This window comes from Allobosea sp. LC85 (assembly GCF_000735605.1).
GTDB lineage: Bacteria > Pseudomonadota > Alphaproteobacteria > Rhizobiales > Beijerinckiaceae > Allobosea.
Genome location: NZ_JPKG01000046.1, coordinates 49,867 through 64,436 on the forward strand (window position 1 = coordinate 49,867; position 14,570 = coordinate 64,436).

General features: G+C 64.6%; 14 protein-coding genes. 8 read left to right on the forward strand and 6 right to left on the reverse strand.

The window, feature by feature from the left end:
- Nucleotides 1–139 precede the first annotated feature (139 nt).
- Nucleotides 140–841, reverse strand: coding sequence for a response regulator transcription factor CtrA (gene ctrA / locus FG93_RS20850; RefSeq protein WP_043237919.1), 702 nt, complete (start codon nt 839–841; stop codon nt 140–142).
- Nucleotides 842–1,185: 344 nt separating this feature from the next.
- Between ctrA and fliI the strand changes: the two genes are divergently transcribed.
- Nucleotides 1,186–2,526: a flagellar protein export ATPase FliI gene (gene fliI / locus FG93_RS20855; RefSeq protein ID WP_052513999.1), complete on the forward strand. Its 1,341-nt coding sequence runs from the start codon at nt 1,186–1,188 to the stop codon at nt 2,524–2,526.
- On the opposite strand, the gene FG93_RS20860 is transcribed toward fliI, so the two are convergent.
- Nucleotides 2,513–3,718 carry an MFS transporter gene (locus FG93_RS20860; RefSeq protein ID WP_043237922.1) on the reverse strand — a complete coding sequence of 402 codons (1,206 nt, stop codon included), beginning with the start codon at nt 3,716–3,718 and terminating at the stop codon, nt 2,513–2,515. The genes fliI and FG93_RS20860 overlap by 14 nt on opposite strands.
- 242 nt (nt 3,719–3,960) lie before the next feature.
- On the opposite strand from FG93_RS20860, the gene fliJ reads away from it, so the two are divergent.
- Nucleotides 3,961–4,365 (forward strand): flagellar export protein FliJ, encoded by a 405-nt coding sequence (gene fliJ / locus FG93_RS20865; RefSeq protein WP_043237924.1) that lies wholly within the window; start codon nt 3,961–3,963, stop codon nt 4,363–4,365.
- A 65-nt stretch (nt 4,366–4,430) separates the two neighbouring features.
- Here the strand turns inward: fliJ and FG93_RS20870 are convergent, their stop codons facing one another.
- A complete protein-coding gene (locus FG93_RS20870) occupies nt 4,431–5,045 on the reverse strand; it encodes a GNAT family N-acetyltransferase (protein WP_043237927.1) in 615 nt (204 codons plus the stop codon).
- Between the two features lie 180 nt (nt 5,046–5,225).
- Between FG93_RS20870 and FG93_RS20875 the strand changes: the two genes are divergently transcribed.
- Both FG93_RS20875 and FG93_RS20880 read left to right on the forward strand, forming a co-directional pair.
- Nucleotides 5,226–5,609, forward strand: a complete 384-nt coding sequence (locus FG93_RS20875; RefSeq protein WP_043238251.1) for a DUF305 domain-containing protein — start codon at nt 5,226–5,228, stop codon at nt 5,607–5,609.
- Between the two features lie 152 nt (nt 5,610–5,761).
- A complete protein-coding gene (locus tag FG93_RS20880; RefSeq protein ID WP_043237930.1) occupies nt 5,762–6,799 on the forward strand; it encodes a YbhN family protein in 1,038 nt (345 codons plus the stop codon).
- Nucleotides 6,800–6,848: 49 nt separating this feature from the next.
- Here the strand turns inward: FG93_RS20880 and FG93_RS20885 are convergent, their stop codons facing one another.
- Nucleotides 6,849–7,736: a DMT family transporter gene (locus FG93_RS20885; protein ID WP_043237933.1), complete on the reverse strand. Its 888-nt coding sequence runs from the start codon at nt 7,734–7,736 to the stop codon at nt 6,849–6,851.
- A 153-nt stretch (nt 7,737–7,889) separates the two neighbouring features.
- On the opposite strand from FG93_RS20885, the gene FG93_RS20890 reads away from it, so the two are divergent.
- On the forward strand, nt 7,890–8,444 hold the full coding sequence (locus FG93_RS20890; protein WP_348270487.1) for an XRE family transcriptional regulator: 555 nt from the start codon (nt 7,890–7,892) through the stop codon (nt 8,442–8,444).
- A 7-nt stretch (nt 8,445–8,451) separates the two neighbouring features.
- Here FG93_RS20890 and flhA read toward each other — a convergent pair whose 3' ends face one another.
- Nucleotides 8,452–10,518 (reverse strand): flagellar biosynthesis protein FlhA, encoded by a 2,067-nt coding sequence (flhA, locus tag FG93_RS20895; RefSeq protein WP_244448681.1) that lies wholly within the window; start codon nt 10,516–10,518, stop codon nt 8,452–8,454.
- A gap of 306 nt (nt 10,519–10,824) precedes the next feature.
- Between flhA and FG93_RS20900 the strand changes: the two genes are divergently transcribed.
- The 3 genes from FG93_RS20900 (at nt 10,825) to FG93_RS33170 (ending at nt 13,146) form a co-directional block, all read left to right on the forward strand.
- On the forward strand, nt 10,825–11,154 hold the full coding sequence (locus FG93_RS20900; protein ID WP_152579542.1) for a hypothetical protein: 330 nt from the start codon (nt 10,825–10,827) through the stop codon (nt 11,152–11,154).
- A 94-nt stretch (nt 11,155–11,248) separates the two neighbouring features.
- On the forward strand, nt 11,249–12,691 hold the full coding sequence (locus tag FG93_RS20905; protein WP_244448682.1) for an MFS transporter: 1,443 nt from the start codon (nt 11,249–11,251) through the stop codon (nt 12,689–12,691).
- A gap of 128 nt (nt 12,692–12,819) precedes the next feature.
- The gene (locus tag FG93_RS33170) at nt 12,820–13,146 is read left to right on the forward strand and encodes a hypothetical protein (RefSeq protein WP_152579543.1); all 327 of its coding nucleotides are present in this window, start codon (nt 12,820–12,822) and stop codon (nt 13,144–13,146) included.
- Nucleotides 13,147–13,171: 25 nt separating this feature from the next.
- Here the strand turns inward: FG93_RS33170 and FG93_RS20915 are convergent, their stop codons facing one another.
- The gene (locus tag FG93_RS20915) at nt 13,172–14,536 is read right to left on the reverse strand and encodes a sigma-54-dependent Fis family transcriptional regulator (protein ID WP_043237942.1); all 1,365 of its coding nucleotides are present in this window, start codon (nt 14,534–14,536) and stop codon (nt 13,172–13,174) included.
- Nucleotides 14,537–14,570: the final 34 nt, after the last annotated feature.

Here is a 14,570-nt window from a genome sequence, read left to right on the forward strand (position 1 = left end):
TCTCGGACCGATGCTTCAACCACTGTTGTCACAAACAAAAACCCCGCCTCTCGGCGGGGTCCCGTCAACCTGTCGTGTACATCCGACGATCAGGCTGTGTCTCTTGTCGCATCCGTTCGTGACGACCGGATGACACCGATCAGGCTGGGATGCGTTCCTCGACTTCGTTCGGCTCGCGCAGCACATAGCCGCGCCCCCAAACGGTTTCGATGTAGTTCTTTCCATCGGACGCATTGGCGAGCTTCTTGCGAAGCTTGCAGATGAAGACGTCGATGATCTTGAGTTCCGGCTCGTCCATGCCGCCATAGAGATGGTTCAGGAACATCTCCTTGGTCAGCGTCGTGCCCTTGCGGAGCGAAAGCAGCTCCAGCATCTGGTATTCCTTGCCGGTCAGATGCACGCGGGCGGCATCGACCTCGACTGTCTTGGTGTCGAGATTGACGACGAGATCACCGGTGGTGATGACCGATTGTGCATGCCCCTTCGAGCGGCGCACGATGGCGTGGATGCGCGCAACCAGCTCGTCCTTGTGGAAGGGCTTGGTGAGATAGTCGTCGGCGCCGAAGCCGAGGCCCTTCACCTTGTCCTCGATGCCGGCAAGGCCGGAGAGGATCAGGATCGGCGTCTTCACCTTCGCGACGCGAAGGGAGCGCAGCACCTCGTAGCCCGACATATCCGGCAGGTTCAGGTCGAGGAGGATGATGTCGTAATCGTAGAGCTTGCCGAGATCGACACCCTCTTCGCCCAGATCGGTCGTATAGACGTTGAAGCTCTCTGATTTGAGCATCAGCTCAATGCTCTGGGCGGTCGCGCTATCGTCCTCGATCAGCAGAACCCGCATGTCACGTCCCCAATTTCGCCCCGAGGCAAGCTCGACCACATTCTCATCCGAACCCTCATGGCTCTGGACGACCAGGCGCTTGCCCGATGAAACGCCACACGACACGCTACTGGGAAAATGGTTAACAAACCGTGATTCCCGAGCGCAAGCGCTTCCAGGGAGAAAGTGAACGATCCTTGTCGAGGTGAGTCGAAATTGACACGGATCGGGAGACCTTCGCCCGCGAAATCGCCTTTCGCGGAGGACTATTTCGAGGAACAGGGACGAAAAGCCCCTGCGACACGACACAGCCTCGATGCACAGTGTTAATCACAGAGGTAAATGAAAGATTGACGGGACGGGGAATGAGCGTCGCAAAGCACGGCACAGACAGGTTATCCGACCTCGCCGCCACAATCGGCAACCTCGACGCTGTAACGATTTTCGGCCGGGTGACGGGCGTGCGCGGCCTGATGGTCGAGGTCTCCGGGCCGATCGGCGCGATGAGCCTTGGCGGGCGCATCGAGATCGAGATCGCACCGGGAACGCGTGTCCCCTGCGAAGTGATCGGCTTTTCCGGCGAAAAAGCGCTGGTGATGCCCTATGGCGGCCTCGACGGTGTCCGCCGCGGCTGCCCTGCCTATGTGGATCAGGCGGCCCCGGGCATCCGGCCGACCAATGCTTGGCTCGGCCGGGTTGTCGATGCGCTCGGAAGACCTGTGGATGGCGGCCCGCCCCTGCCCCAGGGAGAACATCTTTGCGCCTACCGCGCCGACCCGCCGCCCGCGCATGCGCGGCGCCGCGTCGGCTCCCCGCTCGATCTCGGCGTTCGCGCGCTCAACGCCTTCCTGACCTGCTGCCTTGGCCAGCGCATGGGCATCTTTGCCGGCTCGGGCGTCGGCAAATCGGTTCTTCTCTCCATGCTGGCCCGATACGCGCGTGCCGATGTCAACATCATCGGGCTCGTTGGCGAGCGCGGTCGCGAGGTTCAGGAATTCCTGCAGGACGACCTCGGCCCCGAGGGTCTGGCGCGCTCCGTGGTCGTGGTCGCCACCTCCGACGAGCCGGCGCTGATGCGTAAGCAGGCCGCGCTCACCACTCTCACCCTGGCCGAATACTTCCGCGACCAGGGCGCACAGGTGATGTGCCTGATGGACTCGGTCACGCGCTTCGCCATGGCGATGCGCGAGATCGGCCTTGCCGCCGGCGAGCCGCCAACGACCAAGGGATATACACCGACCGTTTTCGCCGAATTGCCACGCCTGCTCGAACGCGCCGGCCCCGGCATCGGAGAAGGTGCCATCACCGGACTGTTCACGGTGCTGGTCGACGGCGGTGACCATGACGAACCTGTCGCCGACGCGGTCCGCGGCATTCTCGACGGCCATATCGTCATGGAACGCTCGATTGCGGAGCGCGGACGCTACCCCGCCATCAACGTGCTGAAATCCGTGTCGCGCACCATGCCGCGCTCCTGCGACCCCTCCTACTATCCCGTCGTCCAGAAGGCCCGCGCGACGCTCGCGACCTATTCCGACATGGAGGAGCTGATCCGGCTTGGCGCCTATCGCCAGGGCGCATCGGCGGAGGTCGACGAGGCCATCCGGCTCAACCCGCAGCTCGAAGCCTTCCTGAAACAGGCCAAGGACGAGGCGACGACGCTGGGGGACGGCTACGCCAGGCTCGCAGCCATCATGGCGAGCTGACGCGACGCACCAGGACCAGCATCGCTACCAGCGCGAAGGTCTGGACGGCCGCCGAGATCATCAGCGTCGCACTGCTGCCAAAACGTTCGATCATCACCGCAAAAAGCAGAGGCGCCGCTGCGAAGGTCAGGTTCTGCGGCACCGTCAACCGCCCGAGCATGGTCGCAAAGCCGCGCCGGCCAAACAGCGAAAGTGGCAAGGTGGCGCGTGCCACGGCGATGACGCCCATGGCGGCGTTGAAGGCGGCGACAAAGCCGATGGCTGAAAGAGCGGTCCCTGATGCCAGCGCCATGAACAGGCAGGAGAGCGGCCCGAGCACGAGGCCGACCAAGGCCACGCGCTCGACCGCGAAGCGCTCCCCGGCCAGGACATCGACCAGTCTTGCCACAAGCGTTGCAAGACCGCCAAGCGAAGCGATCGTGACAGCCGTGGCGCTGGTCAGCCCGGTATTCTCCAGCAGGCCGATGAGATGGAGGGGCAGGCCCCAGGAGACCAACCCGCTTGCCGAAAAGGCGAAGGCCAGCAGCCAGAAGATCGGGCGACGCTCTTGCGCAGACACCCTGCCCTCATCGGCAGGCACAGCCGCCGCTGTCGGGCCGGCAGCGGGCGCCTGGGGCGGTGTGCCCGGGATGGCGAGATGGATCGGCAGCACGATCGCGATCTGGATCGCGGCAAAGATGAGCAGGGCCACACGCCAGCCATAGGCAGCGCAAAGGGCTGCGGACAACGGCCAGAACACGCTGGAGGCAAGCCCCGTGACCAGCATCATCACACCGATGACGCGACGCGTTCGCGCACCCATCAGCTGTGCCACTGTGACATTGCCGACATTGGCGAGCGTCAGCGAGTGACCGATACCGATGACGAACCAGGTCGCGAGATAGCTGATCGGCCCCTGTGCAGCGGCAAGCAAGGCAAGGCCCAGCGCGCAGATGACGGCCCCGACACACATGGCGCGTCGCGTTCCGCGACGATCGAGATGTCTCCCGACCATCGGCGCGACCACAGCACCGGTCACGAGCAGGATGGTGATGCCCCCGAAGACGATCTCCCCGCTCATCCCCAGTTCGCGATCGAGATAGGCGGCCAGAACCGACGGTGCGTAATAGGTCGATCCCCAGCCGATGATGCGGGTGAGAGCGAGGCCGCTGAGCAGCGGCCAGTGCTCCGGAAGGCGTGATAGGGCAAGCAAAGGAAAGCGATCCGGCAGGGAAAGACGGGCGAACGCCCTGGTAACAGACGCAGAGTCTATAGGGGACGCTCAGGCCACGGCAGCAGCGGCGACGCGGACTCAATATGCGTCGAAAGCGGGCTGCCTCGGTAAGAAACGGTCAACCTCCTTGCGCCATTGTACTTTTCGTCTCGCGGATCAAGTTCCGGCGGCGAACCGAGGGGTCGGGGAGCCGCCATGCGTAACCAGGAGTTGGACACGACATGAAGTCGCGAGAGACCCTCTTGCGTCTCAAACGCTTCCAGGTGGACGAAAAGCGTCGCCGGGTAAGCCAGATTGAGATGATGATTGCGGATTTCCATCGCATGGCGACCGATCTGGATCGCGAGATCCAGAGCGAGGAGACACGGGCCGGTATTTCCGACCCAGCTCATTTCGCCTATCCGACCTATGCCAAGGCAGCGCTTGGGCGCCGCGACAACCTGCGGCAGTCGGCGGATAATCTGAAGGGCCAGCTCGATGAAGCCAAGGCCGAGCTTCAGGAAGCCTTCGAGGACATGAAGAAGGTCGAGATTCTCGACGATCGCGAGCGTGCCTCCGAACGAGCCGCCGAAGCGGCGCGCGACCAGTCGATGATGGATTCGATCGGGCTGCGCTCGCGCGCCTGACCGTTGGCTTCAGGGGCCTTGCATGCAAAAAGGGGCGGGAGGCCGTTGGCCTCCCGCCCCTTTTCTCATTCGATCACCGGATGGTGCCGCACGCAGTCGCGCGGCATATGCCCCTTCAGCCGCGGATCATCGTCGACCTCGACACTGCGCTTGAAGACCGTGAAGCCCGAGCGCTGATAGAATTCCGGCGCGCTCTGATGATCGAGCGTGCAAGTATGCACCCAGAAGCGCGAAATCGGCTGCGCCCAGGCCCGTTCCAGCGCCCGATTCATCAGCCAACGGCCGGCGCCGCGGCCGAGCACGGATTCGTCCAGCCCGAAAAAGCTGAGCTCTCCTTCTCCCGGGACGCGGAAATCAAGCTCCAGCAATCCCACGTCCCGGCCATCGGCCCGAACGGCGAAGAACTCGACGGCGGGATCGGCGAGGATCGCCTCGATCTCCGCTACGGGCTTGACCAGCCGACTGAACCACATCCAGCGTTCGCCGAGCACACGATAGATCGCGAGGTAGCGCGCGACATCGTCCCTCCCGATCGGCTCGAGCGAGAAGCCCGACAGGCCGGGCGGATCGGCCCGCCTGGCCGGCGGCGCAAACATCTCGAGAGACGTGACGATTGCCGCGATCTTGCCGGGCGGAAGGTCGGTGATGCCGGTCAGGCTGATGGATAGGCTGTCGCTCATGGTCCTGTCTGCAGTAGGTTCGCCGTGCGGCCGAAACGCGAATCCGGCGCCATCGAGGCTGCCGGATATCGCCGCGATCATGACATGATCCCGGCGGAAAGATCAGATCGTGCGGTGCATGCCCCATTCCCGCCAGGTGAAGCCGTGGCGCACCGCTTCAAACGGACAAGGATTCTCTCGATGGCCAGACATGTAAAGCTGAAGCTCGCCGCCGCTCTTTTCGGCATCGCGGCACTGGGCGGTGTCGCCATTGCGCAGCAGCATCAGGGGCACGGCGCCATGCAGGGCTCGGCGGCCAGCGCTGCGGACACACCGGCGACGACGGCCTACAAGGCGGCCAATGACAAGATGCACAAGGACATGGCGACCTCCTTCACCGGCGACGCCGATGCCGATTTCGTTCGTGGCATGATTCCGCATCATCAGGGCGCCATCGACATGGCCAAGATCGTGCTTGCCCATGGCAAGGACCCGGAGATCAAGAAGCTCGCCACGGAGGTTGTCTCCGCCCAGGAGAAGGAGATCGCCTTCATGCGGGACTGGCTGAAGAAAAACGGAAAATAGGCCCTCCGAACCGGCCGGGCGTGGGCAACGCCGCTTGCCCTCGCCCTCCCTCGCTGGCACACAGGCGAAGGTTCGCTCCGGCCGGCTTCCCCAGGCCTTCCCCTGCGCGCCGCGACACCGCCTTCGACGCCTCCTCGCAGCCTGCCGGTTTCATGAAACGCTATCTCGACTATCTCTGGCCGCTCATCGGTCTCGTCGCGGTCGTCTGGTCGGTCGAGTTGCTCTGGGACAAGCTCAAGGCCGAGGCCGGCACGGACGGCGCCGTCCAGGCGTTGCTGGAGCAGGGAACCCTCTGGCAGAACGTCAAGATCATTGCGGCAGGCATCGGCCAGAAGATCGCCTTGATCTCGCCGGACGCCTTCCTGCACGCAGCTCTCGCAACGCTCGTCGCCTACGCTGCGCTTGCCTGGTATGATCGCATTGCCCTGATCCATCTTGGCAAGGAAAAGGGCATCTCCTGGCCCTATATCTCCCTCTGTTCCTTCGTGACCTATGCGCTCTCGCACAATATCGGCGCCTCGGTCTTTTCTGGCGGCATGGTACGGTTCCGCGCCTATACCGCGAAGGGCCTGACAACGGCCGATGTCGCAGTTCTGGTGGCGCTCTGCTCCTTCACCTTCGCCTTCGGAACCATTCTGCTGCTCGGGCTCGTCCTGATTGGGGAGCCTCAGATCCTGCGTCCGCTCGGTCGGCTCTCGCATTGGTTCACCCTCGGCGACACGACAGCCCGACTGATCGGTTTCGGGCTGCTTGCCTTCGTCGGGCTCTACACAATCGGCTCCTGGCTGAAGTTCAAGCCGCTCAAGATCGGCAAGTTCGAGCTGATCTATCCCCGTCTGCCGGTCGTTGCACGGCAGTATCTCGCCGCGCCGCTGGAACTGATGGGCGCCGCCGGCATCATCTATTTCGCACTGCCCGATCAGGGAAACCCCGGCTTCTTCATCGTGCTTGGCGCCTTCCTCCTCTCCTTCTCGGCTGGGCTGCTCAGCCAGGTACCGGGCGGGGTCGGCGTGATGGAAGCGGTTTTCCTCGCGGTCATGCCAGGCGTGCCGGCGCCAGCCGTCTTCGCGGCGCTGCTGATCTGGCGGCTGTTCTACCTGATCCTGCCGCTGGTGATTTCGCTGCCGATCGTGCTGGCCTTCGAGCGCAGCCAGCTCAGGAAGAACACCCGCATCGCGCCGCCGCCCTGACAAGCATAATGCCGACAAGGCGGGCAGCATCACGCGCTAGAACATGGCCTCAGCGCCTGAGCGCGATTGCGGCTGCGCCAAACATCAGCACCGCGCCGATTGCCTCCGACAGGCCGAATGGCTCGTTCAGCACGACGACTCCGGCCGTGACCGCAATGGCGGGGCTGACGAAGGCGTAGAGCCCGGCATGAAAGGCGCCCCAGTCGCGCAGCAGCCGCATGTAGATGGTGAAGCCGATCAGGGAGCCGCCGAACACCAGTGCGGCAAGCGCCGGCCAGACCGGCCACTCTCCGAGCAAGCGCATGTCAGCGAGCGTGACCGGCTCGACAGCGAACGAGACCGCCGCGAGGCCGAGCGCGCCAATCACCGTCTGCCAGCCGGCCAATGTCAGCGTCGGCATGGTCCCGGCGATCCGCCGCGTCAGTACGGCCCCGAAGCAGTAGAGCAGCGTGCCGAAGGCCACGGCCGCCAGCCCCCAGATCTCCATCGGATCGCCATGCGCCGCGCTCCAGCCGCTGGAAGCCCGCGTGGCAAACAGAAAGCACAGCCCGGTGAGCCCGAGCACGATGGCCGCAATGCGTGGGCCGGTGACCCGCTGCCCCTCGATCAGGCGGCTCGCGATCAGCGTGTAGATCGGGATCGTCGCAAGGTTGACGACGGCGGCGAGCCCAGACGGCGCATGGGCGGTCCCCCAGAACAGGAAAGTGTAATTGCCCGTATTCACCAGAAGCGCGGTGACCAGCAGGCGGCGCCGAGCCGCCGGCGGAACGGCGAGAACGTCGCGCCCGGCCCAGAGCAACATCAGGACCCCGGCGATCGAAAATCGTGCCGCCGCGAGGAAGATCGGCGGGACATGGGCCGATCCGATCTTGACCGGCAGGAAGGTCAGCCCCCAAACCAGGCACATCAGGGCGAAATAGAAGGCGTTGCGCGACATGACCCGGTCCTTAGCGATGCCGAAACGACAGGACCAATGCCGGATTGGCGACGGCTGCATGGGCGTGACGCAGGCGTGCATCCTGCGCATCCGCGCCGCCTGTCATGGGTTGCACTCCGGCTCATCCACTATAGAAGATTTGACGCTATGATAATGGACGACCTGACGTCAATGCTCGCCGACCGCATGCGGATCGAGCGGGAAAGTCGCGGCTGGAGCCTGAGCGATCTCGCCGACAAATCCGGGGTCTCCCGCGCGATGATCAGCAAGATCGAGCGGGGAGAAGCGAGCCCGACCGCTGTTCTGCTCGGTCGACTTTCCGGTGCCTTCGGGCTGACCTTGTCGAACCTTCTCGCGCGAGCCGAGACGCCGAGCGAGTTTCTCAGACGCTGCGCAGATCAACCATTCTGGCGCGATCCGGAGACCGGCTTCACGCGGCGCGCCATTTCGCCGACTGGCGAAGCGGGCATCGAACTGGTCGATGCCGAGTTGCCGCCCGGAGCGCGCATCTCGTATCCCGCAGACTCCTACGCTTTCATCAGGCAGCAGATCTGGGTGCAGTCCGGCACGCTCGACTTCCGCGAAGGCGAGGCGATGAGGCGGCTGCAGGCCGGGGATTGCCTTGAGCTCGGCCCGCCCAGCGATTGCAGCTTCAGCAACCCCGGACCGGAGCCGGTACGCTATCTCGTTGTCGTCGTGCGCCGCTGAGGCCGGCTCAGACGCTTCCAACCGTCTTCAGCCGGACGCGCGGATGGATTTCACCCTGAGACAGCACGGGCGTCTCGCGCCGGAAGCGCTCGATGATCTGGCGCACAAAAGGTCGTGCCATGCCCGAGGTGACCAGCGCCGGCATCTCGCCGATACGCGCTGCGTCTTCGAACTTGTCGCGCACCTGATGCACGAACTCCTGCAGGCGGGAGGGTTGCATGGCCAGATGCCGATCCTCGCCCTGGCCGACGATCGATTCGGCAAAGATGCTCTCCCAGGCCGGCGAGAGCGTAATGATCGGCAAATGTCCCTGCTGGTTCGAGAACTGGGCACAGATCTGCCGCGCGAGCCGCACCCGAACATGTTCGGCAATGTCGCGCGGATTCTTGATGCCGCCGGCGACTTCGGCGATGCCTTCGACGACGGTGGCGAGATCGCGGATCGAGATGCGCTCTGCGAGCAGCAATTGCAGCACGCGCTGGATGCCGGTGGTCGAGATCTGGCTCGGCACGATTTCCTTGACGAGGTCGGCATGGTCCTTGGGGAGCTCGCGCAGCAGCTTCTGCACCTCGCCATGCGAGAGCAGCTCCGGCATATGCGACTTCAGCACCTCGGTCAGATGCGTCGAGATCACCGTGGCGGCATCGACCACGGTAAAGCCGCGCAGCTGCGCCTCGTCTTGCAGTGACGCATCGATCCAGGTCGCAGGCAGGCCGAAGGTCGGCTCCAGCACATTATGGCCGGGCAGGTTCACGCTGCCGCCCATCGGGTCCATGGCCATGAACTGGCCGGCATAGACGATGCCGTGCCCGGCATCGATCTCCTTGATCTTGATGTAGTAGTGGTTTGCTTCGAGCTGGACGTTGTCGACGATGCGCACCGCCGGCATCACGAAGCCGAGCTCGGCAGCAAGCTGGCGGCGCAGCGCCCTGACCTGATCGGTCAGCCGATCCTGGCCGCCCGCCGCGTTGACCAGCGGTAGCAGCCCGTAGCCGATCTCGATCTTGAGTTCGTCGAGCTTGAGCAGATCGTTGAGTGTCTCCTCCTTCGGCGTGCCGTCGGCAGCAAGCGGCGATGCAGCCTGCGCAGCCTCCGCCACCTCGACTTCCCTAGCCTTGGCGATCCGGCCGAAATGGCGCGCGAGCCAGGCCGAACCGCCTGCGAGCAGCAGGAAGGGCAGCATCGGGATACCGGGCAGGACCGCGATCAGCAGCATCACCGCCGCCGACATGCCGAGCGCCTTCGGGTAGCCTGAGAGCTGCCTGCCGAGCGCCTTGTCGGCCGCGCCGCGCACGCCTGACTTGGAGACCAGCAGGCCGGCCGCCGTTGAGACGATCAGGGCCGGAATCTGGCTGACGAGGCCGTCGCCGACGGTCAGCTGCGTGTAGGCGCGCGCCGCATCGCCGAAGCCCATGCCCTGCTGCGCGACGCCGATGATGATGCCGCCGAGGACGTTGATGAAGGTGATGAGCAGGCCGGCGATGGCGTCGCCGCGCACGAATTTCGAGGCACCGTCCATCGAACCGAAGAAATTGGCCTCGTCCTCCAGCGCCTTGCGGCGCTCCTTGGCGACGTCCTGATCGATCAGGCCGGCCGAGAGATCGGCGTCGATCGCCATCTGCTTGCCGGGCATCGCGTCCAGGGCGAATCGCGCCGCAACCTCGGCGATGCGGCCCGAACCTTTGGTGATGACCACGAAATTGACGATGATCAGGATGGTGAAGACGATCACCCCGATCACGAAATTGCCGCTCATCACGAAGTTGCCGAAGGCCTCGATGACGTGGCCAGCGGCCGCGCTGCCTTCATGGCCATGAGCAAGGATCAGGCGCGTCGAGGCGAGGTTGAGCGCCAGCCGCAGCATCGTGACGATCAGCAGCACGGTCGGGAAGGCCGAGAACTCCAGCGGCTCCTCGATGAAGAGCGCCGTCATCAGCACCAGCACGGACAGGATGATCGACAAGGCCAGGAGCAGGTCGAGCAGCAGCGCCGGCAGCGGGAAGATGAGCACCACGAGGATGCCCATGACGCCAATGGCTAGGAACAGGTCGGGCCGGTTGAGGAAATTCCCCATGGCGCCGCCGCTGGGGATCTTGAAACCGCCACCGGCACCCGCCGTCACGTCCGTCATCGACCAGTCCACTCCCCGTCGCGACGCGGCCGTCAGGCAACCATGCCCCTCCAGCTTCCGCGACGATACCCGGCAATTCTTGCCGGGTTCATGGTGAACGAATGGTTAAGCCGGGCAGAAAATCCGGCCGTGGAACCCCTTCCTGAATGGTTGGTTATTGAATTGCCGCCTTCTGGCCCCATTCGGCCGGACAACTCGCGGGTGGGGTCGACATACTGGCTTCTCTGGCCGACTTGATTGGAGATATTCGTGGATAGACGTTCCTTTGTTTTGAGCATTTTCGGTGGCCTCGCCGCGGCCGGGCTTGGCGGAACCGCCATGGCCCAGGCAGCGATGGACAAGACCACCCCGACGCCGGAGATGCTGCCTGCGAACGAATTGAATGCTGCAACCAAGGCCGCGCTTGATCGTGCCGATGCCGATTTCAATCAGGTGGTGGTCCGCGAACGCACCGTCGTTCGACGGCCGCGTCCGGCCTACCGGCGCCCGGTCGTCGTGCGCGAGCGCGGCGTCGTGCGCCGCCCCGCCCCGCGCTATCGCCGTCCCGTGGTGCTACGCCGGGATGTGATCGTGCGCTAGGCCGCAGAGTTTCGAGAAGGCGGTGCCGAGGGGCACCGCCTTCTTCGCATGAGGCGAAGCCATGACGGCACGCCAGACCCAGAGGGAGATCGTCATGCCGCCACATAACGCGGCTCCGCCCGCGGTCATCGCGACGGATATCCCGGCCCGGCTCGATCGCCTGCCATGGTCGCGCTTCCACACGCTGGTCGTGGTGGCGCTCGGGATCACCTGGATCCTGGATGGGCTGGAAGTGACGCTTGCCGGCTCGGTCTCGGGCGCACTGAAGGAAAGCCCGGTGCTGCGCTTCACCAATACGGAGATCGGTCTTGCCGGTGCCGCCTATATCGCCGGCGCCGTCCTCGGCGCCCTGTTCTTCGGCTGGTTGACCGACAGGCTCGGCCGCAAGCGCCTCTTCAGCATCACCGTTCTCGTCTATCTCGCAGCCACAGCCGCGACGGCGTTCTCATGGAACGTCACAAGTTTCCTGATTTTCCGCTTCTTCACCGGTATGGGGATCGGTGGTGAATACACCGCGATCAACTCGACCATTCAGGAGTTGGTGCCGGCGCGCGTCCGTGGCTGGACCGATCTCGTCATCAACGGCTCGTTCTGGGTCGGAGCTGCCATGGGCGCGATCGGAGCGATCATCCTGCTCGACCCCGCAACCATCAACCCTGAACTGGGCTGGCGGCTTGCCTTCTTCATCGGTGCGGCGCTCGGTCTGGTCATTCTCATCCTGCGGCGCTGGATTCCTGAAAGCCCGCGCTGGCTGCTCAGTCATGGCCGCGCCGAGGAGGCGGCCGCGATCGTGACACGCATCGAGACGCTGGCCGGCGTCAGCTACAGCACCAGTGAAGGCCTGGCGCAAATCCGCCTGCGGCCACGCCCCGCGACGCCGCTCGGCGAGGTGTTCCATTCCCTCTTCGTCACACACCGCCAGCGCGCGCTGGTCGGGCTGGCGCTGATGGTCTCGCAGGCCTTCTTCTACAATGCGATCTTCTTCACCTACGCATTGATCCTAACCGATTTCTACCAGGTGCCGTCGCATTTGATCGGCTGGTTCATCCTGCCCTTCGCCGCCGGCAATTTCCTGGGTCCGCTGCTGATCGGCCGGCTCTTCGATACGCTCGGCCGGCGCACCATGATCGCAGCGACCTATGCCCTGTCGGCGCTCCTGCTGGCCGGCACCGGCTATCTGTTCGCTCAGGATCTGGTGACGGCCCCCCAACTCACCCTGTGCTGGAGCGTCGTGTTCTTCTTCGCATCAGCCGCTGCAAGCTCGGCCTATCTGACGGTCAGCGAAACCTTCCCCGTCGAGATGCGCGCGCTTGCCATCGCAGTCTTCTACGCCATCGGCACCGGAGCGGGTGGCGTTGCCGGCCCCTGGCTGTTCGGCGCGCTGATCGACACCGGATCGCGAGCAAGCGTCTTCGGCGGCTACTTGTTTGGCGCGGCCCTCATGCTGGCCGCGGCCGTCATTGCGGCGCTCTACGCCGTCAGGGCCGAGCGTCGGCCGCTGGAGAGCGTCGCGCGGCCTTTGAATGCGGCGGATTGAGCCCGCTGGGAGTGCCGATACGAGAGGGAGCGCGATCGGCCGGAACAATGCGCTGGGACCTGCGTTATCATACCGCACCATTTCGTGGATACCGAAAGGGTGGCCGAAACCCTGTCTGGGAGGACGCCGTGGATAGACGTTCGTTCATGATGACCCTGTTCGGCGGCATGGCCGCGGCCAGCCTTGGCGGCCTGGCCGTCGCCGAAGCGGCCGAGCCCAAGCTCATCCCCACCCGCGAACCGGCCAAGGATGATGGCAAGCTCGCCGCCGAAACCAGCGAGGCGCTGGACAAGGCCGACGCCGAGTACAGCACCTACTACAGACGACGTTATTATGGGTATCGGCCTTATTATCGGCCGAGATACTATTATCGCCCCCGATATTATCGCCCTTACTATCGCCCTTACTATCGTCCGTATTACCGCCCGTATTATCGCCGTCGGTACTATTACTGACGCTCGAAACGGAGGCCCGCCCGGATCAGGCGACGCTGACGCGCGCCTGGCCCGGCTCGGCAACCGCAATGCCCGCCGAAGTATATTCACCCAGCTTGTTGCGTAGCGTGCGAATCGAGATGCCGAGGATCTTGGCCGCATGCGTACGGTTGCCGAGGCAGTGGTCCAGCGTATCGAGGATCAGGTCGCGCTCGACATCGGCAACGGTCCGCCCCACCAGCCCGCGCGTGACGGCCTCTGCCGTCTGAACGACACGGCTTGCGACGTCATGACCTGACGACAGCCCGAGCGTCTCGCCTTCCGGCGTCACCATCGCATCAGGCCCGATCTCCGCGCCCTGGGCCAGCAGGACCGCCCGGTGAACCGTGTTCTCCAGTTCCCGCACATTGCCTCGCCAGCCATTGGCGAGGAGTGCCTTGCGGGCATCGGCCGCGATCGGGCGCAGAGGCATGCCGTTGATCTCGGCATATTTCTTGGCGAAGTGATCCGCCAGCACGAGGATATCGCCCGGCCGCTCGCGCAAGGCGGGCAGCCGCAGATGCACGACGTTCAGGCGATAGAACAGGTCTTCGCGGAAGGAGCCTTCGCGAACGGCTTCACCGAGATTTCGATTCGAGGTCGCAATGATCCGGAGATCGACCTTCACGGGCTGCGAACCGCCCACACGGTCGATCATCCGCTCTTGGAGCGCCCGCAGCAGCTTCGCCTGCAGGCGCACGTCCATCTCGGAAATCTCGTCGAGCAGCAGCGTGCCGCCATGAGCCTCCTCGAATTTGCCGATGCGCCGCGCGATGGCGCCGGTAAACGCGCCCTTCTCATGGCCGAACAATTCCGATTCCAGCAGGTTGTCCGGAATCGCCGCGCAATTCACGGCAACGAAGGGCTTGTCCTTGCGCAGCGACTTCTGATGCAGATGGCGGGCAATGACCTCCTTGCCGGTACCGCTCTCGCCGGTCACCAGGACAGGAGCCTCCGAGCGCGCGATCTGGCCGGCGAGCTGCACCACCCGCTCCATGGCAGGATCGCGCCAGATCAGGCTGGACTGGTCGGCTGCAACCGCCTCCAGCACTGCCGCGATCAGCTCCGGATCAGGCGGCAGCGGGACATACTCGCGCGCACCGGCCTGGATCGCGGCAACCGCCGCGCGGGCGTCGGTCGAGGTACCGCAGGCGACGATCGGCGTGCGGATGCGCTCGCTCGCCAGCGCCGCGACGAACTGCGCGATCGGCTGGGCGACATCGATCATCAGCAGGTCCGCGCCCTTGGCGCGCAACACCGCCAGGGTCTGCTCGAGGCCGTCGGTATGGGTCACCGCAGCGCCATGCGAGATGGCGATCTTGGCCGCAGCGATGATCTGTCCCTTAAGACCGCCGACTATGATGAGGCGCATGGCTCAGGCCTTTCCGAATGAATGCGTGGCGGGC